The organism is Streptomyces canus 299MFChir4.1 (assembly GCF_000383615.1).
Classification (GTDB): Bacteria; Actinomycetota; Actinomycetes; order Streptomycetales; family Streptomycetaceae; genus Streptomyces; species Streptomyces canus_C.
Genome location: NZ_KB911612.1, coordinates 44,476 through 68,503, shown reverse-complemented (window position 1 = coordinate 68,503; position 24,028 = coordinate 44,476). Strand labels below are relative to the sequence as shown.

Annotated in this window: 12 protein-coding genes and 1 pseudogene; 6 read left to right on the top strand and 7 right to left on the bottom strand. The window is 71.5% G+C overall.

What is annotated here, in order from left to right; all coding sequences use genetic code 11:
* Positions 1-14: 14 nt before the first annotated feature.
* Genes H293_RS0138665 through H293_RS0138650 form a run of 4 tightly spaced genes read left to right on the top strand, consistent with a single transcriptional unit; the run spans position 15 to position 12,582 of the window.
* Positions 15-1,088, top strand: coding sequence for a WD40 repeat domain-containing protein (locus tag H293_RS0138665; protein WP_020123149.1), 1,074 nt, complete (start codon positions 15-17; stop codon positions 1,086-1,088).
* 5 nt (positions 1,089-1,093) lie between these two features.
* Positions 1,094-3,991 carry a DUF6603 domain-containing protein gene (locus H293_RS0138660; RefSeq protein ID WP_020123148.1) on the top strand — a complete coding sequence of 966 codons (2,898 nt, stop codon included), beginning with the start codon at positions 1,094-1,096 and terminating at the stop codon, positions 3,989-3,991.
* Positions 3,992-4,031: 40 nt separating this feature from the next.
* Complete coding sequence (locus H293_RS0138655) at positions 4,032-6,551, top strand: hypothetical protein (protein ID WP_020123147.1); 2,520 nt, start codon at positions 4,032-4,034, stop codon at positions 6,549-6,551.
* Between the two features lie 31 nt (positions 6,552-6,582).
* Entirely contained in the window at positions 6,583-12,582 is a 6,000-nt protein-coding gene (locus H293_RS0138650; protein ID WP_020123146.1) for a hypothetical protein, read from the top strand.
* A 208-nt stretch (positions 12,583-12,790) separates the two neighbouring features.
* Here H293_RS0138650 and H293_RS0138645 read toward each other — a convergent pair whose 3' ends face one another.
* On the bottom strand, positions 12,791-13,792 hold the full coding sequence (locus H293_RS0138645; protein ID WP_020123145.1) for a DUF389 domain-containing protein: 1,002 nt from the start codon (positions 13,790-13,792) through the stop codon (positions 12,791-12,793).
* 126 nt (positions 13,793-13,918) lie between these two features.
* Between H293_RS0138645 and H293_RS53115 the strand changes: the two genes are divergently transcribed.
* Positions 13,919-14,386 (top strand): helix-turn-helix domain-containing protein, encoded by a 468-nt coding sequence (locus H293_RS53115; RefSeq protein ID WP_259294623.1) that lies wholly within the window; start codon positions 13,919-13,921, stop codon positions 14,384-14,386.
* Positions 14,387-14,400: 14 nt separating this feature from the next.
* The gene (locus H293_RS60645) at positions 14,401-14,595 is read left to right on the top strand and encodes a hypothetical protein (protein ID WP_259294622.1); all 195 of its coding nucleotides are present in this window, start codon (positions 14,401-14,403) and stop codon (positions 14,593-14,595) included.
* A gap of 29 nt (positions 14,596-14,624) precedes the next feature.
* Here the strand turns inward: H293_RS60645 and H293_RS0138635 are convergent, their stop codons facing one another.
* From H293_RS0138635 to H293_RS0138610, 6 genes and pseudogenes are all read right to left on the bottom strand, one after another.
* The gene (locus H293_RS0138635) at positions 14,625-16,610 is read right to left on the bottom strand and encodes a beta-galactosidase (protein WP_020123144.1); all 1,986 of its coding nucleotides are present in this window, start codon (positions 16,608-16,610) and stop codon (positions 14,625-14,627) included.
* Positions 16,611-16,737: 127 nt separating this feature from the next.
* Positions 16,738-17,454 (bottom strand): GH12 family glycosyl hydrolase domain-containing protein, encoded by a 717-nt coding sequence (locus H293_RS0138630; RefSeq protein WP_020123143.1) that lies wholly within the window; start codon positions 17,452-17,454, stop codon positions 16,738-16,740.
* Positions 17,455-17,590: 136 nt separating this feature from the next.
* Positions 17,591-19,942, bottom strand: a complete 2,352-nt coding sequence (locus H293_RS0138625) for a xyloglucanase (RefSeq protein ID WP_020123142.1) — start codon at positions 19,940-19,942, stop codon at positions 17,591-17,593.
* Positions 19,943-20,238: 296 nt separating this feature from the next.
* Positions 20,239-21,351, bottom strand: coding sequence for a ricin-type beta-trefoil lectin domain protein (locus H293_RS0138620; RefSeq protein WP_028808569.1), 1,113 nt, complete (start codon positions 21,349-21,351; stop codon positions 20,239-20,241).
* Between the two features lie 387 nt (positions 21,352-21,738).
* Positions 21,739-21,919, bottom strand: a pseudogene (locus H293_RS60640) (carbohydrate ABC transporter permease); the annotation flags it as partial.
* Positions 21,920-22,139: 220 nt separating this feature from the next.
* Positions 22,140-23,819: an extracellular solute-binding protein gene (locus H293_RS0138610; protein WP_020123139.1), complete on the bottom strand. Its 1,680-nt coding sequence runs from the start codon at positions 23,817-23,819 to the stop codon at positions 22,140-22,142.
* Between the last annotated feature and the right edge of the window lie 209 nt (positions 23,820-24,028).

Below are 24,028 nucleotides of genomic sequence, written 5' to 3'. Positions count from 1 at the left end.
AGGAGGACCCGGTCATGAGCGAGCCCGGTACTGTCGCGCTTCGCGCCCCACAGGACGGCTCGGTCCAGGCTGTCGCCTTCAGTCCGGACAACGCGCGCTTCGCCACCGGCGGCAGTGACACCCACCTGCGGGTGCGCTCGATCGGCATCGGGGCACCGCCGCTGGAGGTGCCCACCGACGGATCCGTGTCCGGCATCGCCTTCAGCCCGGACGGCACCAGGATCGCCGTGTCCGACTTCGAGCAGGTGTTCCTGCGGGACAGCACCACCGGCACGGCCCTGTGGCAGGGACCGCTCGACCCGGGCAACTCGGTGAACTCCGTGCGGTTCGGCCCGGAGGGGCGGCTGATCGTGGCCACCGACACTCTGGTCGCCGTACTCGACCAGGCTTCCGGGGAGATCAAGCAGCGCATCACCGTCAACCCGCCGTTGATCGCCGATGTGGACCTGAGCCGGGACGGCACCCGGATAGCGCTGGCCGTAGACGAACGCCACGGCGGAAACCACCACCACGCCGGATCCGCTCGGGTGCACGACGTGGCCACCGGCAAGGAGATCTCGCGGCTCACCCCGAGGGATGCCGTCTTCGCCGTCGCGTTCAGCCCGGACGGGCTTAACGTGCTGTGCTGTGCCGCGGATGACACCACCCGGATGTTCGAGGCGCAGAGCGGCAAGCAGGTGTGGCCCACTCCGGAGGATATCGACGACCAGGTCACCGCCCCGAGCTGCCTGGCCTTCGACCCCAAGGGCAAATGGACCGTGGTCGGCGGCTCCGACGGGTTCGCCCGGGTTCTGGACGCGGACACCGGCGTCGAGCGGGGGCGGGCGCCCAAACTGAACCCCGGCGACCCGGAGGACCAGAGCTTCGGAGCGGTCACCCATGTCGCGTTCAGCCCGAACGGCAAGCACGCGGCCAGCGCCTCCATCGACAACGTCGTACGGCTGTTCAACGTCGAGGGCAAGGAGCTGTACACCGTGTCCACCGACGAGGTACTGGCGCTGCGGTTCAGCCCGAACGGCCGCTGGCTGGGCGTCGGCACCATGAACGGCGCCCTGGTGATCGACAACGGCGAAGCCAACCAGGGGTGAGCCGCATGGACCCGCACGCACTCCTTCAGCAGGTCGCCGGCCAACTGCGCGCGCTGGCCAAGGACGCCGTCGACGGCCTGATCCGATCCCTGCCCGAGCTCGGCGAGGACCCCTCGGCCGCCGGGACCGTGCTCGCCGGGCGGCTGTTCGCCGTGCACGACAAACTGCCGCCCGGCAACTCGCTGGTGGAGCTGGTACGGGAGACGCTCGGCGACCTCGACGCAGCCTCGCCCGTACGGCTGCACGGCTGGCGGCGGGCCCCCGGCGCGCCCCTCGGCGTGGCCCTGGTGTTCGATGGCCAGGCCGGAGCCGCGGGCGGACGCGCCGTGCTTGGAGTGACCCCTGACGGACCCGTCTTCGACGTGGTTGTCACCCCAGGGGCGGCCCTGACTCTGCCCCAGACCGTCCACGGGCCGTGGAGCGCGGAGGCGACCGTCACCGCCACCCAGGGCTGGGACGCCGCCTTCGGGCCGGGCCTGCCGCCCGCGCCGCCCGGTGGCAGCGCCGCGATCCGGCTGCGCCGCACCGGCAGGCTCGCCGCCGGAATGACCGACGGTCCCGGCGTGAGCGTCGACGGCGTCGGTCTGGCCGTGACCGCGGAGCCGGGCACCCCCGCCGTTGTCGAGCTGGAGTTGCAGGGGTTCACCGCCGCCGTGCTGCCGGCCGCGCTCGCCCGCCTCCTCGGCATCGACGGCGCGAGTCCGATGTCGGGTCCGCCCGTGTCCGTCGTCCTGCGCGCCGACCGGGCCGAAGGCCTGCGCTTCGCCGGCACCGGCGGCCTCACGGTCCCTCTCCCGCTCCGGCTGAACGCCCCGGCGGTGTCCAGCCGGGGCGCCGCCCTGGAGCTGACCTCCGACGGGGGCGAGCCACGGCTGGCCGTGTCGGTGTCGGCCGGCGCCGGGCTTCCGGGCCTGCCGCTGAGCGTCCACCTGGACCGCGCCGGGATCGAGCTGCCCGTTACGTTTGCCCCGGCGCACCCCCCGGGCCTCGACCCGAGCCGACTGCGCGAGCTGTTCCCGGACGGCATCAGCACCGAGCTGAAGGTGCCGCCCATCTCCGGCGGCGGCCTGGTCCGGCGCACCCCCGACGAGGGCTACGGGGGGCTGATCTCCGTCGACCTCGGGGTGCTGCGCGTCCAGGCGGTCGCGCTGTTCCGGCCGCCCGACGGCAAGGCCCCCACCAGCTTCCTGGCGCTGCTCGCCGCCCAGTTCCCGACCCCCGGCATCCAACTCGGCCTGGGCTTCGCGCTCGACGCGGTCGGCGGTCTGGTCGGGGTGAACCGGCGCGCCGATGTCACCGCCCTGCAGCAGCTCGTCGGTGACGGCAATGCCGACCATGTGCTGTTCCCCGACCGCGCGGTGGAACGCGCCCCGGAGATCATCGGCTCACTCGGCTCGGCGTTCCCAGTCGCTGCCGGGCGCATCCTGGTCGGGCCGATGATCCGCCTCAACTGGGGTGGCCGGTGGGTGTCCCTGTCCGGGGCGATCATCCTCGAACTGCCCGCGCCGGCACGCGCTCTGCTGCTGGGACGGCTGCTGGTCGGGCTGCCCGACCCGGCCGTGCCGCTGATCCGCCTCCAGGCTTGTGTGCTCGGTCGGATCGAACCGGCCGTCCCGATGGTCGAAGTGCTGGTGTCGCTGACCGGTTCGTGGATCGTCGGGCTCGCCGTGCGCGGCGAGATGTATCTGCTCGTACGCGGCGGCGGGCAGCCGGAGTTCGTCCTGTCCGCCGGCGGCTTCCACCCCCGCTACACCCGCCCGGCCCGGGTGCCCGCGCTGGATCGGCTCCAGGTGGACCTGGCCCCCGGCCAGGGCTGGGGGCTTCGCATGGAGGCCTATTTCGCGGTCACCTCCAACGCGGTGATGTTCGGCGGCCAGGTCCAGCTGGACGCCACGATCGCCGGCTGCGGGGTGACGGGCTGGCTGGGTCTGGACGCGCTGTTCGTCTTCGACCCGGTGTTCGCGTTCTCCGTGCACGTCCGCGCCGGAGTGGCGGTACGCGCCTTCGGGCGCCGACTGGCAGGGATCGCCCTGGACTTCACGCTGGAGGGGCCCGCCCCCTGGCATGCCTTCGGCACCGGCAGCATCGCGGTGCTGTTCTGGGACGTCGAGCTGGACTTCGACATCCGCTGGGGCTCGCCGCCCGCCGTGGGGCAGAAGGCCGGACGTCGGCCTATCGACGCGCTGACCCCCGAACTGGCGCAGTCGAAGGCCTGGGCGGCGGAGCGGCCGACCGCCGAACGCACCGCGTTGGTGTTCACGGGGGAAGCGAACGAGAAGCTGAACCAGGGCACCCTCGTGCACCCCGACGCCACCCTGCGCGTCTCCCAGCACGTGGTCCCGCTGGGCGTGCCGATCTCCCGGTTCGAGCGGCGCCCGGTGCCGGCGCAGACCTGGACGATCAAGGAGATCACCCTCGGTACCACCCAGCCCGCCGCCGGACTCCCCTCGCTGTCCGAGCGGTTCGTGCCCGGAGAGTTCTTCGACCTCACCGAAGACGCCCAACTCAGCGAGCCCGCCTTCGTCAGCCGCGCGTGCGGACTGCGGGCACGCAGTGACGGCATCGTCCTCGGCGCAGGCCACCGCGTGGACGACGGCTATGAGACCGGCTACGAACCCCCGCTGCCCGAGCGGGAGTTCTCCTTGTGGCCCGGGCTGTTCCGCCTCGAGTCCGTCTTCGGTGCCAGCGCCGCCGAACGGCTCGAGCGGTGGCGTACACCGGCGGCGGCCATCAAGGTGCGTCCCGCCAAATTGAGCGTGGCGGCCACCGATTCGCTTCAGCCACTACTGGACGACGTCACCCTGGTCGACGCCACCGCCGACGCCTGGGAGGCGATGAGCGGCCGACTCGACCAGCCGCAGGAGGCGTTGCGGCTCCTCGAGAGCTGGGAGGTCGGACGATGACCGCGCCCCGTTCCCGGCGTCGAGCAGGCGGGAGCGTCGTATGAGCACGCGCTGGTTCTTCTCCTCCGCGCGAGTGGGTGCCGCCGCCTCCGCCGACGGACAGGCGCTGCGCACTGCGGTGCGGTTCTTCCAGGACATCGACGGCCGCCGCGAGGAGCCGGAAGTGGCGGGACCGATCCTGTCGCTCGTGGGACCGGGCGAGGTGCTCGGTTTCGACCGCTCGATGGTGCTGCGCGAGGAACCGCCGCCCGGCACACCAGACGCGGCGGAGAACGTGCTGGCGAGCGTGGAACTGGTCCACGCCGACCTGCCCTGGCTGCTGTCCCCGGGCACGGTGGCCACCGCGGGCGGACCCACCCCGCAACCCTGGATCGCGCTGATCGTGCTGGCCGAGGACGAGGCCGCCCCACCCCGCCCCGGGCACCCACTGCCCGTCCTCACGGCACCGGTCGCCGCGCTGCCTCCCTTGGCCGAACGGTGGGCCTGGACCCATGTGGAGGCACGGCTGCCCGACGACGTCACCGACCTCGACGCCGCCCGGCGGCTCGTCGACCAGGGCGTGCGCCATCACTCGGCGGATGTCGTCGGAAGGCTGCTGTGCCCGCGTCGGCTGGCCCCGGACCGCGGCTGGATCGCCGCCGTCGTGCCCGCCACCGCGGCGGGCCGGGACGCGGGCCTGAACGTTGCACCGCGGGCGGCGGCCACCGCGGACGCCTGGCCCATCCCCGGCCGGGACACCGTCGACCTGCCCGTCTACCACTGGTGGACTTTCCGTACGGGGAGGGCGGGCACCTTCGAGGAACTCGCCCGCCGGCTGCGCTTCCGGCCCGCCGCCGAGTCCGGCCTCGGCACCCGGACCATCGATGTCGGTCGGCCCTGGCCCGCCGAGAAGGCCGTCGCGGCCACCGTTGCCATGGACGGCGCCCTGCGTCCGCCCGGCACGGCGGCACCCGAGACGTGGTCCGACCCCGCGGCCCAGGACCGGTTCCGCGCCCTGATCCGCGAGCGGGTGGACGCCCCGGCCCTGCTCCGCGGCGAGCCCGTGCCGGAGGGGGACGGAGAACCCGCCGGGGACCGGGACGTCGTCGCCGTGGCCCCGCCGCTGTACGGCAGCCATCACACCGGCGAGCAGACCGTGCCGGCCGAGCCCGACGTCTGGATGAGCACGCTCAACGTGGAGGTCCGCCGTCGGGTCGCCGCCGCACTCGGCTGCCGCTATGTGCAGTTGGAGCAGGAGTTCCTCATGGCCCGGGCCTGGGAACAGGTCGGCGAGATCCGGCAGGCCAACCGGCTGCTGGCGGCCGGGGAGCTGGCGGCCGTCGCCGCCGAGCGGGCCCAGCGCAAGCACCTCGGCCCGCTGGACGCGGCCGACCTCGTCACCGTCATGGCACCGGTGAGCGCGCGGGTACCCGTGTCCGCGACGACACCGGACGCGGAGCCGACCACCCTGGCCGCCAAGCTGGCCTCGGCCAGGGAGGACCTGCCGGTCGGTACGGCCAGTACCTCGTTCGTCCGGCTGACCCGCGCCAACGGCGCGCTGGCCCGACGGGCCCAGCTCGGCACGGACGGCGAGCCGGCCGAGTCGTTCCTCGCCGGAAAGATGAAACTGATGGGGATGGTCAGCGACGACGCGCCGGAGGCCGGCCTGCCGGGCGAACTGCGCGCAGCGCTCAGCCCCATGCGGCTGCAACTGCGGCGTCTCGCCGACCGCATCCCCGCGGACTTCTGGGCGCAGCGCACGGAGGCCGACGACCGCCCCCTGCGGCCGATCATGGCCCACCCGAGGTTCACCGTGCCGATTGCCGCGGAACTGCTGGCCCGCTGGCCGGAATGGGCGCTGCCCGGCATCGGCGCGATGCCGCAGGACTCGGTGACCCTGCTGGAGACCAACCCCGAGTTCATCGCCGCGCTGCTGGTCGGGCTGAACCACGAGTTCAACCGTGAGCTGCTGTGGCGGGAGTACCCCACTGACCAGCGCGGCACCCCGTTCGCCCGGTTCTGGCCCGGCGACAGCGCGGACGTCGAGGAGATCGCGCTGTGGCCGCTGGACGCCCCGCTGGGCAGCCAGCTGCGCACCGGCGGCGAGGGCGACCTGGCGCTGCTCGTACGCGGCGATCTGCTGCGGCGCTTCCCCGGCACCGCCCTGCTCGCCGTACGCGCAGTGGACGGCAAGCTGCCGCCCGCCTTCGACGGCGTACCGGCCACGGCGCTGGCGCTGGACGAGTCCACGGTCCTGTACTTGTTCCCCGATCTGGACGCGGAGCGCGCCCGCACCGAGGACTGGTTCTTCGTGTTCCGCGAACCCATGCGGGGCACCCAGTTCGGATTCGACACCGGCGACCAGCCCGCCGAGATGAAGACATGGGCCGACCTCACCTGGCAGGGCATCGGTGCGGTTCCCACCCGATGCGTCCAGCTCGACCAGGCGCCCGCCACGCCGACCCAACTCACCCAGTCCGACCCGCCGAAGTGGGCCCGGGACTCGGCCGACATGGCCCGCATCGCCTTCCAGCCGCCGTTCCAACTGGCCTTCCGGGCCACCACGTTGCTGGGCGGCTGACCACTGTGCCGAGGACAGGAGCAGTGAGGACATGACCGACGCCTTCGCCGCCCGCGCGCGACTGGACCGGGCGCGTACCGAAGCGGACACCGCGCAGGCCCTCGCCGATGAGCAGGAGGCCGTGGTACGGCGTCTACGGGCGCACATCCAGGCCGGACTGCCCGATCCCCCCTTCCCACCCACAGCCGCCGAGGCGCTCGCCGCGGCCGAGGCGGCGCTGCCGGAACTCCAGAACAGGGCCGAGGAGTTGAACCGCCTGGCCGCCGGGGCCCAGGAGGAGCTGACGCGGGCGCTGGCCGTGGGCGAGCCGCTGTTCCCCGAGAACAACACGGAGCCCATCGCGCTGCTGCCGGTGCGGGTCGAGACCATCTGGTGGGAGCCGAGGACCCTGCGGGTGCGGATCTACCCGGACGACATCCTGCTGTCCCGCTTCGAGCCCGCGCTCACTCCCGCCGAGGTCGCCGCCGGTACCGCGTACTGGCAGAACCCCGGCCCCGAGGCATGGCAGGACGTGCTCACCAAGCTGCGCCCGGCCCGCGCCTCCTGGGCGGTCCGCGCCTGCCGTCCCGGCGCCCCGGCGCCCGCCCTGCGGACCGACGACCCCCAGGAGCAGCGTCCGCACGCGGTGGCCATGCCGAGGCGCTGGCGCTTCCTCGGGCTGTTCGAGGGCGAGGTGGTGGTCGACAAGCTGGGCCGACCAGTGCCCGACCCGCTGCCGATCGGCCTGCTGCGCGCCGAGGACGAGGGCTGGGAGACCGACTGGTTCGAAGCGGTCAAGGCCGGCATGGGCATCGAGCTGATCGTCCCGCCCGAGAACACCGAGAACCTGGACCAGTTGCTGGTGGTCGGCGTACGCGACGATGCGCCCGTGGACGGCGCTGCCCGGCTGCGCGACCTGCTGCACGGTCACCGCTACGGCAGCGGCCTCGGCCTGCTGCCCTCCGGCACCGCCACCAACAACACCCCACGCTCCCGCTCGGGTTGGTCCTCGGCCCCTGCCTATCCCGGCCCGGACCCCGACCCGGAGGCGGGGGAGCGGCCGGTCGCCGACACCCTCGCTACCGCGCTGGGCGTGCCGGACGCCGGGTTCCTGCGCGGCTGCCCCGGCGCCGACGACGCCGCGCCGTCGGCTGTCGCCGCCCTGACCCTGCTCACCTGGCCCACGCTCGGCAAGGGCTTCGCCGAGGCCGCGCTGACCACCATCGACCTGGGCACCAGACAGCCGAGCGGTGTCTCTCCCGAGGGACCATGGCGGGCCGTCCGTGAGCACATCGCCGCACACGTGCGCGGCCGCGGACCGCTGCCGATGCTGCGCGTCGGCCGTCAGCCGTACGGTGTCCTGCCCGTGACAGCGCTGGACGACTGGCGCGCCGAACGCGCCGACGACGTCGACGCGGTGATCGCACCCTGGCTGATGCGGCTGCGGGAACGCTGGCGGGCGGTGGTGGACCATCGGGAGGTGCAGGACAACGGCGAGGAGGAGGTGACCATCCCGCGCGTCGAACCGGGCAAGCCCGTGGACCGGGTCGCGGTCGAGGCGTTGCAGCGGCTGCCCGTGGCCACAGGCCTGGCCATGATCAGGATGAGCGGGCCGGCCCGCGCGGTGCCGTTCACCCCGCTCGACGCACCCCCCGCGACACTCGGCCTGCCCGCTCTGCCGCCCGACGGCCTCGCCCGCTGGACGACGACCAGCAACGGCTGGACCTCGCTCGGCTGGAGCCTGGACGAGGCGTCCGGCGTCCCCGAGTTCGTCACCCGGCTGACCCCGGACGCCGAGGCCTTTCCCGCCCGCGCGGCCGCCACAGCGGACTACCTGGGTGCCGTACGGGCGTTCCTGGCGGGGGAGCTGGACGCCACGGCGTACGACGCCGAGTGGCCGGTGGAGCTGTCCACCGGACGCGAGACCCCCGCTCGGCGGAGCACGTTCTTCGATCTTCCGGGCCTGGAGGAGGAGCCGCCGACCGAGGGCGAGGAGCCGGTGGCGGGGGAGGAGCCGGTCGAGGACGAGGACGGATCCGAGGAAGTCCCCGATGACGAACGGGACATGAGCGGGGTGCTCGACGCGCTGCTGTTCCTGCCCAACTGGTCCACCTTCCTGGGCGACTTCGACCCCGCCGGCGACCCCCTGCGGCAGGCCCTGGCCGTCACCGGCGACGTGGACCAACTCGTCGCCGATGTGCTGGACGGCCTGGACGAGAGCGAGCGAGCGGAACGCGTCGCCGCCGCCACCCGGGCCGCGGCCGCGCTGCCCAGGCTGGAGCAGGCCCTGCGCACCCTGGCCGCCGTACCGGTGTCCCGGCTCCCCGAGCTGCTGCTGGAGGTCATCGACGTCCACTCGCACCGCCTGGACGCCTGGATCACCTCACTGGCGTCGAAGCGGCTGACCGAGCTGCGGGCCTCCGGCACCCAGGGCGTGCGGTTCGGCTGCTACGGCTGGGTGGAGAACCTGCGTCCGCCGGTGCCGAGAGAACAGCTGGAGATCCAGCTGGACGACGTGGCCACGACCGTGGAGCTGTCCGCGAAGGACGGCTACATCCACGCGCCGTCGCTGCACCACGCGGCCACGGCGGCCGTCCTGCGGTCCGGATTCCTCGGCAACCCCGACGAGCAGAGCTACGCGGTCAACCTCACCTCCCGCCGCGCCCGCGTCGCCCGCTGGCTGCTCGGCGGGGTACGGCAGGGGCAGAACCTGGGCTCCCTGCTGGGCTATCGGTTCGAACGCGCCCTGCACGACGCCGAGTTGGATCACCTCATCGAGCGGTTCCGCCGCCAGTTCCCGCTGCCCGTCGTTCCTGAGACGGCGCCCGAGGGGACCGACGCGCACCTGTGGGCGCGCAGCGCGGAGGCGGTCTCCGCCCGCAACGTCGTCGACGGCATGGCCCTCGCGCGGGCCGGGGCCGGCGCCCCCGACCTGGCCAGCGTCATCGACCGGGCGCCGGTGGTCGGCTCGGAGAGCGACCGGGCGGCGGTGACTCCGCTACTGGACGACCTCGCCGACGCGCTCGACGCGGTGGGGGACCTCGTACTGGCCGAGAGCGTCCACCAGTTGGTGGGTGGAAACCCGATCCGCGCGGGTCTGACCGCCGACACCCTCGGGCGCGGTGAGGACGTGCCGGACGCCTTCCGCGTCCTGCGCACCCCGCACCGGGCCCGCGCCGTGACGCACCGCATTGCCGCGCTGCTCCCAGCCGAACCGACCGCTCCGACAGGCTGGCCCGCCGACCCGCTCGCCGCGCTGCAACCCGCGCTGGAGGCCTGGGTCGCCCATCTCCTCGGCCCCGCGACGGGCTGGACCCTCGCCGGCCGACTCGACGACGGTCAGGCGGAGCCCCGCCCCTTCGAACTCACCGCCGACCGGCTGGGTCTGGGCGCCCTGAGCGCCGTACTGGACGCGGCCGGCGCGGAACCGGCCGCGCTGCGCAGGGCGGTTCAGGGCGCGATGGGCGTGCCGCCCCAGACCCCCGTCGTGTTCACCGGACCTGGCTGGAGCGGACTGCACGGCAGGGCGACCCGGATCCGGTCCTTGCTGTCGACCGCACAGCCGCTGCTGCCGTCGCACCTGCCCGACGGCGGTGCCGGCCGCTCGGTCGACACGACGAAGCTGCGCACCCGCCTCGCCGCCTTCGCCGCGAGCCCGTCGCTCGCCGGGCACCCCGCCAAGGACAAGATCAGCGCACTGGCCACCGAGGAGGTCACACCCGGATCGACCGACGCCTGGCTCGCGCGGGCCCGCACGGAGCTGTCCCCGGTGCTCGCCGCGGACCTCCCGCTGCTGCCCGCGCTCACCGCGACGACCTCGCCGCCGACGGGTCGCGGCGATCTGCCGGGCGCCCACATGGAGGACTGGCTGCGGCGCAACGCGGCCGTACGCCCCACGGTGCGCAACCTGCACGAGACGCTGCTGCTGGCCGGGAACCGGGCCGGACGCGTGGAACGGCTGTGCGCGGCCCAGCATCCGACGACCGACGGCGACGCCTGGATCGGCGGGCCCTTCCCCGCCGGGCAGCGCCCGCCTGCCACGACCCACCTGGTCTGGCACGCACCGCACGACATCGCGGCGGACGCGGCAGTCACCGGAGTCGTCCTGGACGAGTGGATCGAACTCCTCCCCGGCTCCGAGCAGCCGCCGCCGGGACCCGAGCCTGCGCCGGAGACCGAACTGACGGGCGTCGCCTTCCACTACGACCGCCCGGACGCCAAGGCCCCGCACAGTGTGCTCCTTGCGGTCCCCCCGGACCTGGACCGCGGGTGGACCTCCGACGGGCTGATGCAGGTGCTGCGGGAGACCCTGGAACTGGCCAAGCTGCGCGCTGTCGACCACCAGGACCTGAGCGCGCTGAACTCGCTCCTGCCCGGCATCCGCATCGCCCAGCGGAGCGCGACCGGCCGGGCCCTGGCCCGGATCGAGTCGAAAAGGGACGACACCGACCCCGAGGGCCCCTTCCAGCTGCAGCCCCGGCACCGGGCCACCGACGTCGACGCAGGCCTCGCCGCCCGGGTGCACGACCCGCTGTGGCTGCTCACCCGGCAGTGGCAGTTCGGGGAGTTCGCCGCCCAGGACGCCGGATCCCCGGCCGTGGTGCGGATGAGCGGCAGCAGCGCGCCCGTCGATGCCTGGCGCCCGGGCGGGGCCACCGACTGGGTGCCGTACGACCTCGGCCAGGGCCCGCTGGACACCCAGATCGAGGACGAGCCCGTCCAGGTCGACGAGCGGCTGCGCGCCGAGGGCGGCGCGGCGTTGCTGCGCATGTCCGACGACGCCGGACTGCTCGCCGCCGCCCTGACGGCCCTGGCCCCGCACCGACTTCGCACCGGGGAGGAGCCGGACGTCGCGGACGTCGGCCTGATCGGCCTGCTCGACGGCGGTCTGCCCGACGCGGCATCGGTGGCGGCCGCGCTGGACGTGGGCACCTTCGACGCCGGACCCGACGCGCGCCTCGGCGAGGTGGCCGCCCGCTGGCGGACCTGGTGGGCCGGCCGGCTGGCCGAGCACGGCCCGGACTGCTTCGACCCGCATCGCGGCGAATACGCGGCCGAACTGTCCACCGGCGGCACCGTCCTGCGGGCCGAGGAGTACCAGGGCGACGGCCTGGACTGGTACTCCCTCGACGTCCACCCCGACCCCGACGCCGAGCCGGCACCGCCTGGACAGAGCCGGGCGTTCGCACAGGAGGGCCTGCCCTCCACCGTGCGGTACGGGGGGCTGCCGGCCGACCGGTTCTGGGAGATGGAGGACGCGCGCGTCGACCTCAGCGCGGCGGACGTCTCCGCACTGGACACCGGGCGGCTGCTGCTGATCTCGTTCGCCACGGTCTTCGGCAACGACTGGTTCCTGGTGCCGCTGGAGGTGCCGGCCGCGTCACTGACCGTCCTGGACCGGCTCCTCGTACGGGACGTGTTCGGCCGCCACCACCTGGTCGAGCGGGCCGGCCGCGACGACCCGTCCTGGACGATGTTCACCCTGAGCAGCCCCGACCCGGACCACCCGGCCGCGTCCGGGCTGCTGATCCTGCCCTCCGAACGCGGCCAGCCGGGACAGCCCCTCGAACGGGTTCTCCTCGCCCGCGACGAACTGGCCAACCTCGCCTGGGCGGTTCAGCACCACTACACCGACGGCCGCGGCGAACAGGTCGACCGCCGCGACCGCTGGGCCCGCAACGCGCCGCCCGAAACGGCCGTACCCGGACCCGATGCGGTGCCCGCGTACGCGGTCCAGTCCATCGTCCCCGACTTCTGGTTCCCCCTCGTCCCCGAACCGGTGCGAGCCGGCCAGATCCGGTTCCGCCTGGCCACCCTCACCGGCCCCGGCCTCGACTCCCGCCCCGAGGGCCGTCTCATCACCCCCGGACTGTGGCTGCACGAGGAGGAGGTACCGCGCGAGGGAGTCCTGGTCGCCCGCCGCCCCGTCCTGGCCCGCTGGTCCGACGGCACCTTGCACAGCTGGGTGCGCAGGGAGAAGACCGCCGGCACGGGGGAGACCGCGAGCGGCCTGGCGTTCGACACGGTACGGCCTACCGAGCCGTGGCCGTGACGAACGCCCGATCTTCCCGCAGGGCTGAGCCGTGGCACACATGGTGGACGGCGGCCCTTGCGGATGGGGTGAGGTGGGGGAGGCTCTCGTGCCATGTACCGCGAGGACCGCATTGGGCCGCGGAGGCATCTCTTGTGGCGCGGGACGGCGTCAGGGCGCGGCGGTCATTTTGGTGGATGTTCTTCGGGGCGAGATGCTGATGCGATCCTCAGCCGCCGACCTTTCCGGCGTTGATGCGCCGGCCCCGTGAGGCGTCCACCACGACGGGGATGCCGTCCGGGATCTGTCCGTCGAGCCGGTCGAGCAGGGACTGCACCGGCGGGAGTTCTCGGGGAGTGCGGACGTGGATGTACATGGTCCGGGAATTCGCGTCGACACTTGTGACGGATGCGCCCGGATCGTCGGTGAGCCACTGCTGTGCCGCCTCCTTGGTGCGGCCGGTCCATGCGTTGAGCAGCAAGGTGGCCACGGTGTTGGCTGTCAGCGGAATGAGCACGACGACGAACAGCAGGGCCATGGCGGCAGATGCGCTGCGGGCGGGGCGCCCGGCCGCTTTGTCGGTCTCGGTGCCGTAGCCGAGTGAGGCGAAGACCAGCATGCCCGCGAAGACCAGGGCGAAGAGGTTCGACAAGAACAGTGCGAGTGCGCCCAGGGACAGCCATCCTGACAGCTTCCCCAGGCACACCCCGACCACCACGAGGGGTGGGACGAGGGAGATGGCGATGGCAACTCCGGGCAGTACGGCGGCGACGTCCCGACGGGCCAGCGCGACTGCGCCGGCCAGCCCGGTCGCCAGGGCGGCGATCAAGTCCATGAGGTCAGGCGACGTCCGCGAGGAGATCTGGCTGTTGGACAGCAGGTCGTAGTTGCTGGGAAGAGCCAGCGACATGGCCATCCCGATCGCGATCACCAGCACGCACGCGAGGAGGACGACCATGACCGATCCGGTGCGGCGGCGCTGCACCGAACCCAGGGCAATGCCCATGATCGGCGTGGACAGTGGCGCGATGATCATGGCGCCGATCACGGTTGCCGTCGAGTCCGTGAGCACACCACCTGCCGCGATGACCGACGACAGCGTCAGCATCGTCCAGAACGCGGAGCGCTTGGCCGTGGTGTCCCCACAGGAGAGGATCAGATCCTCGGTCAGTTCGTCCAGCGAGCGGCGTTGCGAGGACGGCAGGACACGGGCGCGAACGTTGCTGATCATCCCTCCAAATAACCACGTTCAGCACCTCTCGGGCGGGCAGGACACGGGCCACCCGAGTACGGCCCCGGGTTCTGTGCAGAGTCCTTTTCTTCCCCCGCTGGAACTCAGCGCCGGTGATGTCGCGACATGCCCCCGCCGATCTCCTCCGACGCCGCCGCGATCGACTCCGTCAACGCGCTCGGCGAGGGCACCCGACGGCAGATGTTCGCGTTCATCCGCCGCGCCCGCCACCCCGTCACGCGCGACGAGGCGGCCGCCACCGTCGGAATATCGCGCGAACTCGCCGCCTTCCACCTCGACAAGCTTGTCGACGTCGGCCTGCTGAGCGCCCGCTACGCCGCCCCCACGGGCGTCCGCGAAGTCGGCCGGCAGCCCAAGGTGTACGAGCCCACCGTCACGCCGAGCCGCGTCAGCATCCCGGACCGCCGCCATGAACTCCTCGCTGACCTGCTCGTCCAGGCCGTCGTGACCGAAGGCGAAACGAGACCGCCACTCAAGCGGCGATGCGCACGGCAGGACAGCGGGGCGAAGAACTCGGCGAGGAAGAACGCACCCAGCTGCGCCCTGCCAGACTCGGCGCCGAGAGAGGCCTGACCCTGTGCGAGCACATGCTCGACCGGTACGGCTTCGAGCCCGCACGAGAAGCCCCCGACCTGGTCTGCGGCATGAACCACGCCTTCCTCACCGGCTCCCTGCAAGGACTCCGCGCCCCGGCGGTCCAGGCCGTCCTGGCACCCAGCCCCGGGGAATGCTGCGTCGAACTACGCTCCACGGCGCCGACCGACGAAACCGAGACCCACTGACCCTGGGAAAGCCTGGTGATCTTTCCAGGTCAGGGGTTGCGGAGAACCACGCAGCCACCGGACGGGACTTCGTGAGCGAGGGCCCCGGTGAGCAGGTCGTGCGCGGGTTCAGGCAGGTGCAGGGTGGCGGCGCGGTGGTTGATCAGGACGTGCCAGCGGCGGCCGTCGGGCGCGTGGCGGGTGACGGCTTCAACACCGGGCGGCAGACCTGGCAGTTCGGGCTCGGTGCCGGACTCCTTCAGCAGCCGGCGGACGAGAGCGCCGTAGTCGGTCTCCTCCAGGCGGGTCGAGAGGTACCAGCCCTGCCCGGTGCCGAAGCGATGCCGGGTGAGCGCGGGACTGTCCGTGAGCATGCCGTGGGTGTAGGTGGCGAGCGTTTCCGCGCCCTCGGCGCGCACGGACTCGCTCCAGACGGTGCCGTACGACCCGTCCGACAGGGCGATCCGCTCACCCCGCCGCAGCGGTCGGTACTCCTCGACGCGGATGCCCAGCGCCTCGCGCAGCGGCCTGGCGGGGTAGCCGCCCAGCCGGGCGTGCAGGCGCTCGTCGACGAATCCGCTCGCGTGCTGGACGAGCAGTGTCCCACCACCCTCGACGTAACGGCGCAGGTTCTCGGCGCCCGCGTCGGACATCAGGAACAGAGCCGGCGCGATGACCAGCAGGTAGCGGCGCAGCTCGTGTTCGGGGTGGGCGAAGTCGACCGTGACACCCGCGTCCCACAGAGCTCGGTGTGCTCGGCCCAGTTCCGCGTGGCAGTCGAGGTCTTGGGAGGGCAGACCGTCCATGCTCAGCGCCCACCAGGCGTCCGAGTCGTGGAGGACGGCCACCGGGGCGGTGACCGTCGATCCCGCCAGCTCCCCGAGCAGGGCGACCGCCTCGCCGACCTGCGTGACCTCGCGGAAGATCCGGCTGTCGGGTCCCGCGTGCGGGACCATCGCCGAGTGCCACATCTCGGCGCCGGCGCGGGACTGCCGCCACTGGAAGAAGAGGGCACCCTCCGAGCCGCGGGCGATGTGGCCGAGGGTGTGGCGCACGATGTCCCCGGGCTCCTTGGCGAGGACCCGGTCGCCGTCGTAGACGGTATTCGTGCCCTGCTCCATCAGCAGCCAGGGGCTGCCGCCGGCCAGGGAGCGGGTGCGGTCGGCGTGGAAGGCGGCGTCGGCGGCGGCGTCCAGACCGGGTGAGCTGGGGTACTGGTCGGAGCTGACCACGTCGAGCTCGCGGGCGAGGGCCCACAGGTCGATGTTCTGGTAGGCGGGGAGCATCAGGTTGGTTGTCACCGGCCGGTCGCTGTGCGCGCGGATCGCGTCGCGCTGCTCGCGGTAGGCGGCGATGATCTCGTCCGACCAGAAGCGGCGGAAGTCCAGTGCCTGGCCGGGATTCTTGTGCCACTGCGTCGCGCGCGGCGGTAGCACCTGCTCCCAGGACGAGTAGCGCTGGCTCCAGAAGGCCGTCCCCCACGCGCCGTTGAGGGCCTCCAGCGAGCCGTGGCGGGCGCGCAGCCACACCCTGAAGGCGGCGCCCGTGTGGTCGCAGTAACAGATCGTGCCGTACTCGTTGTGCACGTGCCACAGCGCGAGGGCGGGGTGGTCGCCGTACCGCTCGGCCAGGGCGGAGGCGATCCGGCGGGCAGCACGGCGGTAGGCGGGCGCGGTGAGGCAGTAGGTGTCGCGGCTGCCGTGGGTGAGGCGGGTGCCGTCCGGGGTGACCGGCAGCGCGTCGGGGTGCGCCAGGGTGAACCAGGGGGGCGGGGAGGCCGTCGGCGTGGCGAGGTCCACGGCCACACCGTTCGCGTGCAGGCGATCGATGTGGGCGTCGAGCCAGGCGAAGTCGTAGCGTCCCTCCTCCGGTTCGAGCAGGGCCCAGGAGAAGACACCCACGGTGGCCAGGTTGACCCTGGCCCGGCGCATGAGCTCGTCGTCCTCCTTCCAGACCGGCTCGTCCCACTGCTCGGGGTTGTAGTCCCCGCCGAAGGCGAGTCCGCCCAGGTGGTCGGTGACACTGCGTGGGGTCATGACGGTGCCTCTCTGCGGAGAGTCGGGCGCTGCTTCCGAGCCGCCCGACCCTCCGTACGGAGAGTCGGGCGGTGTTTCCGGGCAGAGGGCGGCCGGTCACTGGTCCGCCCTTCTGCTCGTGGCGGCGTCAGAAGCCCACGGCGCCCCAGGAGTGAGCCGTGTAATCGCCCGGCCCGAATTCCCAGCCGGCCATGACGCTGTTGAGGTAGTGGTCGCCGGTGTAGAAACCCCTGTTCTGGCCGTAGTTGAAGAACGGGGTGAGGCTTCCGGACCACCAGCCGGACTTGCTCCTGTCCAGGAAGCTGAGGGTGTGGCCGCCGTTGCTCCAGGTGTACTCGTAGATGTCCCAACTGCGGCCGCCCAGGCTGACGTTGGTCGCGGCCGGGACCGCGTTGCCGTTCGCGTCGTAGCGGTCGGCCAGCGGCTTGGTGTTGTACCAGTTGAGCCAGATCATGATCTCGGTCTTGGAGTTGCGGTCGGTCGGCGCGGGGTAGGGGTCGATGAAGATGTCGTACGCGGCGTCGTAGTACGAGCCGGACTTCGGGTATGCCGACTGGCTGAACCACGAGGTGTTGTTGGGACTGACGTCGCGGATCTTCTTGGGGAGTGTGGTCACCGGGGACGACCACCCCCAGTCCTTGCCGTTGACCATGGCGACGAAGCCGGTGCCGGTCGAGGAGTTCACACCCCAGTTGTTGTCGTCGGTGTACCACGTCGAGGCGTTGCCGCCGGTCGCGTAGTACTTGAACCAGTACGTCTGTGAAGCTGCCACCGCCGAGTTCGGCAGGGTGAAGACGAGAGCCAGAGCCGCGAGCAGCGCGGCCCAGCCGATTCGGAATTTCATCAGCCCTCCGGAATGTGTGCTGAGTGGGGGGATCACACGGGAGAGGAGAAGTCGGTCGTCCTGCCCTGGCGGCAGGGCCACGTCGGTCTCCTCTTCGGGACGGCGGGTGCGGAGCGTGGCGACCGGGAGCCGGACCTCACTTGGGGTCGCCGTAGATGACTCCGCGTCCGTTGGTCCCGAAGTAGACGCGACCGTGGACCCGGGGGTCTCCGGTCATGGTGTTGCCGGTCCAGGCGTACTCGTGGCGGTCGTCGTTGATGCGGACCCAGGTCCGGCCCGCGTCGTCGGAACGGAAGATGCCGCGCACGCCGTGGATCTTGGAGCTGGTGTAGACGGCGGGGTACGTGGCGCCGGGCGCGGCCTTGCCGAATCCGACGACGTCGCCCTGGTCCACTGCCTCGACCCTGGTGAAGGACGCTCCGGAGTCGGTCGACCGCCACAGCCCGTACGGTGTGGGGGTGGTGGGCTTGGTGGTGCCGCCGGCCAGCCAGATGTCGCCCTCGTGGCCCGGGACCGGCTTGAACCGGACGTTCCCCGCGGTGGGCAGACCGGTCGCCGCCGTGGCCTTGAAGCTCTCACCGCCGTCCGTGCTGAGGTAGAAGACGCCGGAGTCGTAGGCGTAGAACTTCGCCGGGTTCACCCGGTCGGAGCGCACGGAGGCCCCGGTAGGCAGCCCCTTCGAGGCCGTCCAGGTCGCTCCGTGGTCGTCGGACCAGCTGACCGGCGCGCCGGCCGGTGACCAGACGATCCGCCTGCCGTCGGCGCTGACGGCGACGGCCTGGTCGTCGACTCCGGGGCCGGTGACGCCGGACGGCTCGCTGCCCGACGGCTTCCAGGTGTCGCCGCTGTCGGTGGAGAGGGCGAAGTGCTGGGTCCAGCCGCTGGTGGGGTTGCCGACCCGCACGATGGTGTGGGGCGCCAGCTCCGCGTAGTCCAGGGCGGGGGTGGCGCCGAAGGTCGGGCTGTCGTACATCTTCGGCGCCTTGCGGAAATCCGTGTGCCGGAAGCCGCCGACATCGCCCACACCGGAGAAGAGGTGTGCGCGACCGGCGGGTGGGCTGATCACGCAGCCGACCGAGGTCTCCTCCAGGCCCTGGGCCCGCACGGACAGGTGCACCGTGCCGCCGCTGTCCCAGTCGGTCAGGTTGTCGGCGCCGTAGATCGTCGCGCCGGTTCCGTACATGAAGTGGTCGGAGTCGAAGGGGTCGATCTGGACGGACTCCATCATCCAGCCCAGCTTGGGGGTCATCTCGGGAAGCGGCGGCGAGGCGTTCCAGGTCAGCCAGGGGGCGGCGGAGATGTCCATGTCGTAGCGCAGGGTGCGCTCGGAATTCGTGTCCATGTCCCACGCGCGGGTCCAGCTCGCGCCGCCGTCGGTGGAGCGGAAGAGGAGGCAGTCGGGGTACCACTTGACCTGGGTGGACACCATCAAGGTGTCCGGGTTCTGCCGGTCGATGGTCAGGCCGCTGTAACCGTATTGGTTGTCGTCGCTGGTGGACGGGACCGGACTGACGCGGGTCCAGGTGTCGGTGGTGGTGTCCAGCTTCCACACGTCGCCCTTGGAGCCGTCGTAGGGGCCGGCGGTGTTGCTGGTCGCCAGGTACAGGTAGCCGCCGACGTGGTCGAAGACCGCGTGGTGCGGGATGAAGCCGGTGGGCTGCCCGGGTACGCGTTCCCAGGTCGCTCCCGCGTCGGTGGACCGGTACAGGATGTTGTCCTTGTCGGCGACGGTGACGTAGAGGGTCCGGGTGGCCTTCCCGGCTCTGCCGGTGCGCTTGTCGAAGACGACTTGCAGCACGCCCAGGTTGTCTCCGTTGTAGCCGTCGGGGTCGGTGGGGTCGATGACGAAGTTGCCCGCGTTGGGGAGGCTGGTCACCTTCGCGAACGTCCTGCCGTGGTCGGTGCTGCGCCAGAGCCCGTGGCCCCCGCGCACTCCCAGGTACAGGATCCTGTTCTGGTTGGGGTCGATCACCAGCCGCTCGCCGATGCCCCGGCCGGGCATGTTGCCGCCCAGCCGGAACGGCAGAGGGGTGGTCTTCCAGGTGCGGCCGCGGTCGGTCGAGCGCAGGATCGCTGCCATGCTCGGGTCCCAGTCGGGGAGGGTGTAGGTGCCCGCCGCCAGGTAGACGCGGTCGGGGTCGACCTCGTCGGTGGCGATGCTGATGATGCCGGTGTGTCCGTACTCGTCCCAGCCGATCCAGTCGGTGAGGGGGATCCACCGCTTCGTCGCCGTGTCGAGGCGGTAGGCGCCGCCGATGTCGGTACGGGCGTACACGAGTCCGGGTTCGCTCTGGTTGAAGATGATGCCGGGGACGAAACCGCCGCCGACCATCTCCGCGTTGCGGAAGGTGTACGGCGTGCGTCGGACCTTGCCGGTCGCGCCTGCGGATGCGGCGGAGGCAGCGGACGGGGCGAGCCCGGGGAGTGCGGCCGCGGCCGCACCGGCGACCAGCAGTCCTCGGCGGGAGAGGTGCGGGGCATGAGTCATGACAGGTCCTTGCCTTTCGGATGCGCGGGGGAAGTGGGGTAACCCGCCTCGCTGACTGCTCTGTTGGGGAGTCCGACGGACGCGATGTCCGGCTTGCCGACCGTGCTGCGCACGTGGGCGGGCAGCGCGGCGGCCGGGCCCTTCCTGCTGCCGGTGCGTCCTTGCCGGCGCCGCAGGCGGCCGGCAACTTGAGAGACGTATGAGCCGACTGCATCGGGTGCCGTCGCGGCCGTGCCCGGCACCGATGTGTCTCCCGGGAGCTGAGCCCGGAAAGGGTTCAGATCCCGGGAGCGGGGTCATCCCGCGGTCAGGGTGGTCCACTTCTGGTTGGCGCCGCCGTTGCAGTCCCAAAGGTGGAGCTGCGTGCCGTCGGCCGTGGAGGAGCCCGGAATGTCGAGGCAGCGGCCGGACGCGGGGTTGCGGTAGCCGCCGTTGTAGGGCTGCCAGACCTGGTTGGCGCCGCCGTGGCAGGACCAGAGCTGCACCTTGGTGCCGTCGGCGGTGGCCCCGCCGGCGGCGTCGAGGCACTTGCCCATGGAGCGCAGGGTGCCGTCGGTGTACGCGGACCAGTACTGGTTGGCGCCGTCGCCGTCGCCGCAGCTCCAGGTCTGGACGGCGGTCCCGTCGGTGGTGGCGGCGCCGTTGACGTCCAGGCACTTGCCGGTGATGCCGGACTGTATGCGTGCGGGGGCAGGGGCGGGGTTCCTGAGCCATCCGGCGCTGTCCGCGGCCTGGATGCCGCGGTGGAAGGCGTCTGCCATCTTCTGGTAGCCGGCGTCGTTGGGATGCAGGGGGTCGGCCAGGTCGGCCGTGGTCAGGCTGCTCATGTCGACATGTGCGATGCGCTTGCCAGCGGCCTGTGCGTCGCTGACGATTTGGCGGACGGCCTGGTTGTAAGCGCCCCGGAACTGCTCCTCCGAGCTGCTGGTGGACACGACCAGGGAGGCGACGAGGACGGTTGCGTCGGGGACGTCGGCGGTGATCTGGTTGACCAGCGACCTCAGCCGGGCGATGGCAGTGTTGACCTCGGAAGCCCCTTGGAGGTCGTTGGTGCCGATATGCAGCGTCACCACGTTGGGCCGGTAGCGAGTCAGCGAGGCGTCGGCGAGTGCGGCGATCTGGTCGATGCGGTATCCGGAGTGGCCTTCGTTGTCAGGGTCGGACATCGAACCACCCCGCACAGTGCCGACGAAATCCAGCGGATGGCCGTCTGCCGCGAGCTGGTTCCACAGCGGGCCCCGGTAGCCGTTGCCCGTACTGCTTCCCACGCCCCAGGTTATCGAGTCGCCCAACGGCATGACCCGCAAGGGCGTGTCGGAGGCGGCAGAGGCAGGGGACGGACTTGCCGCTGTCACCCCGAACGCGGCGGTGAGAAGCGTGATCAGGGGTGGAATCCAAGACCTTCTCATGGAGCTTCCTCTCTGTTGCAAGTGATAGCTGAACCAGCTGGGCTGATCGCCGACCGGCCGTACACGGTGTGAAGCGTGACGACGGTTCGCCCTGCGTCCCGTTCCTCGAACACAAGGGCGCCGTGATGACCGTTGCCACTCAGGAAGCCGTCCTCCCTGCGGGCGGCCGAGTGCGACTCCCGGGTGCCGTGGACGGGGCCGGTGATCGCGGTCATGGCCGGAACGCCATGGGCATGACATACCTCTTGTGCAGGAATAAGAGGGGAGTTGACATTCTGAGGGGGCGGGGAGGTCTCTCTGTGCGGCTGCGCCACTTGGGCGCGAGCCGCACGGCGAAGCTGCGGACCCATGGCCGACGGGTCTGCGGCGTGGGCAGGGTCAAGGCCGTCAGCCTTTGATCGCCCCCGTGAGCATGCCCTTCTTGAAGTGGCGCTGGACGAGAGGGGAGGCCACTGCGACGGGGAGTCGGGGCAAGGACCATGACGGCCATCTGCGGCCCCAGGGAGGAGAGTTGACCGGTGCGGACCGCCTGTTGGAGGCTGGTCGGCGCCTCGGTGTACTTCTGGACCGCGTAGTTGAAGAGCAGGAGCAGGACCAGGTCGGGCAGCGTCATCAGGATGAGCGCGCGCTCACGGCGCCAACCGGACCCGGAGGGGATCTTTGGCCGCCTTGGGCGCCCCTGCGCGGCACGCTCTCCGTCACGGTGGCCGCGGTGACCGCGGCCGTCGGTTCCCCTACGGCCGCGGGGGGACGAGTCCCGTCGGGCCTGTTGCCGGCCGTGAGGGACATCAGCTGCCGCTGCCGTTCTCGTCGATGAGCTGCTTGTACCAGTCGCGCAGCTTGTCGCCACCGGAGGACTTCCAGGTGGAGATGGCCTGCTGAATGTCGGACACCTTCTTGTTGCCGCGCACGTAGTCGATCTCCAGCTGCTCGAACTGGCTGGAGAGGGTGGCGTAGCGGGTCGGCTCGACGATGTTCAGGCCGTAGGTGGACGTCTTCTTCATGAAGGCACCCTGCCGCTGCTGCCACTCGACCTGCTTGCGGGCGATCTCGGGGAAGTCGGGGTGGGCGGTGTAGGGAGCAGGGGCCGCCAGCATCGCCCAGGCGTTGTTCACCTCTTGGATACCCAGGTCGTTCTTGACCGGGACGCCGTTCTTGACGGTGTAGTGGGTGCCCTCGATGCCGTAGTCGACGTACATCCGCTCCTTGGTGCCGTAGGGCCCGGCCGCGAAGTTGGCGGCGGCCAGGGCGTTCTCGATCGTCTCCTTCGAGGCGCCCTTGCGGATCATCGACCAGATGCCGGCGGGCTGGCCGGCGTACAGTGTCGGGTTGCCGCCGTCAGCGCCGAAGTAGTCCATGCCCTCGATCCGGAAGTCCGGGTTGGACTGGGCCTGTTCGACGGTCTTGCCCCACCAGTCGGCCCCGTTGCCGTTGTAGACCAGGACCTGCCCGGCGGTGAATCGCTGGCCCGGGTCGCCCGTGATCGCCTTGTCGTCGGGATGGACCACGCCCGCAGCGAACAGCTTGCGGACCCACTCCAGGTGTTCGAGGTACGCGGGGTGCTCGATGCGGTACGTCAGCTTGCCGTCGTCCCCGATGTTCCAGCCGATAGTCCCGGCCGGCAGGACACTGAAGAAGCCTGCCGCCGACCACCTCATGTCACCGCACGCCCACACCTTGGCCTTGGCGCTGGTGGCCTCCTTGGCCCAACTGAGGAACTCATCGGCCGACTTGGGGACGGTGTAGCCCTTCTTGTCGAAGATGTCCTTGCGGTAGAAGGGCGTGATGAAGCTCGCGGGGGCGGCAGGCATCGGGATACCGCGCAGCGCGCCGCCGAAGATGCTCATGCGCCAGGCGTCGGACGGTATCGCGGCCAGGTTCGGGTACTTCTTGACCTTGTCGCCCGCCAAGTAGGGGCCGAGGTCCATGAACTTCGCGGTGACCGCGTTCGAGATCTTGCCGACCAGTTCCCAGCTGGGCACGATCACCATGTCGGGTATGGAGCTGGAGGCGAGGACGGCGCCGAGCTTCTGGCCGTAGGTGTTGCCGTCCTGGTTCTGCCAGGTGACCTTGGTGCCGGCTGCTGCGTCGAGCCCTTTGTAGTAGGCGCAGCCGGCCTTCGGCGGGGAGCCCCAGAACGGGGCCATGATCTTGAGGGAAGCGCCCGTAGCGAGCTTGTTCGGGACCGAGGTGGCGAGGGCCGCGAGGTCGACCTTGCTGGTGTAGCCGGCCGTCGAACCGTTCTTCGTCGGAATGTCCGGCTCGGCAAGCGTGCTGGCCACGTACGTCGGGAGCAGCTTGTCCGCCGCCTTGCCCGATGTGGCCCCTTCGCGCTCGCCGCTGTCCGAGCCGCCGCAGGCGGTGAGCAGCGGCATCCCACCGGCCGCTGCTGCGGCGACGACCGCCGTGGAGGCGAGGAAGCTTCTCCTGCTGGGTCCGGAGGGGGCGGAGGCGGCGTTCGGCGTCATTGCGTCAACCCTTCGTGGCGCACCTGGACACCCGGCAGTAGGCCGTCGGCTGCGGTGTCGTGACTGGAACTGGCCGAGCAGAAACGGGAACATCCCATTACTAGACGTAATTCTCAATCGAAGCGCTTCGACGTTGCAGTGAGGTTAAGTGAAGGCACGGGGGTGCACAAGGGTCGCTTCCAAGATTCCTCCGAAGCGGGGAAGGGACC

Excerpts from the sequence above, each read along its gene's own strand:
- H293_RS0138665 (WP_020123149.1), top strand. The coding sequence starts at position 15 with ATGAGCGAGCCCGGTACTGTCGCGCTTCGCGCCCCACAGGACGGCTCG.
- H293_RS0138660 (WP_020123148.1), top strand. The coding sequence starts at position 1,094 with ATGGACCCGCACGCACTCCTTCAGCAGGTCGCCGGCCAACTGCGCGCG.
- H293_RS0138655 (WP_020123147.1), top strand. The coding sequence starts at position 4,032 with ATGAGCACGCGCTGGTTCTTCTCCTCCGCGCGAGTGGGTGCCGCCGCC.
- H293_RS0138650 (WP_020123146.1), top strand. The coding sequence starts at position 6,583 with ATGACCGACGCCTTCGCCGCCCGCGCGCGACTGGACCGGGCGCGTACC.
- H293_RS0138645 (WP_020123145.1), bottom strand. The coding sequence starts at position 13,792 with ATGATCAGCAACGTTCGCGCCCGTGTCCTGCCGTCCTCGCAACGCCGC.
- H293_RS53115 (WP_259294623.1), top strand. The coding sequence starts at position 13,919 with ATGCCCCCGCCGATCTCCTCCGACGCCGCCGCGATCGACTCCGTCAAC.
- H293_RS60645 (WP_259294622.1), top strand. The coding sequence starts at position 14,401 with ATGCTCGACCGGTACGGCTTCGAGCCCGCACGAGAAGCCCCCGACCTG.
- H293_RS0138635 (WP_020123144.1), bottom strand. The coding sequence starts at position 16,610 with ATGACCCCACGCAGTGTCACCGACCACCTGGGCGGACTCGCCTTCGGC.
- H293_RS0138630 (WP_020123143.1), bottom strand. The coding sequence starts at position 17,454 with ATGAAATTCCGAATCGGCTGGGCCGCGCTGCTCGCGGCTCTGGCTCTC.
- H293_RS0138625 (WP_020123142.1), bottom strand. The coding sequence starts at position 19,942 with ATGACTCATGCCCCGCACCTCTCCCGCCGAGGACTGCTGGTCGCCGGT.
- H293_RS0138620 (WP_028808569.1), bottom strand. The coding sequence starts at position 21,351 with ATGAGAAGGTCTTGGATTCCACCCCTGATCACGCTTCTCACCGCCGCG.
- H293_RS0138610 (WP_020123139.1), bottom strand. The coding sequence starts at position 23,819 with ATGACGCCGAACGCCGCCTCCGCCCCCTCCGGACCCAGCAGGAGAAGC.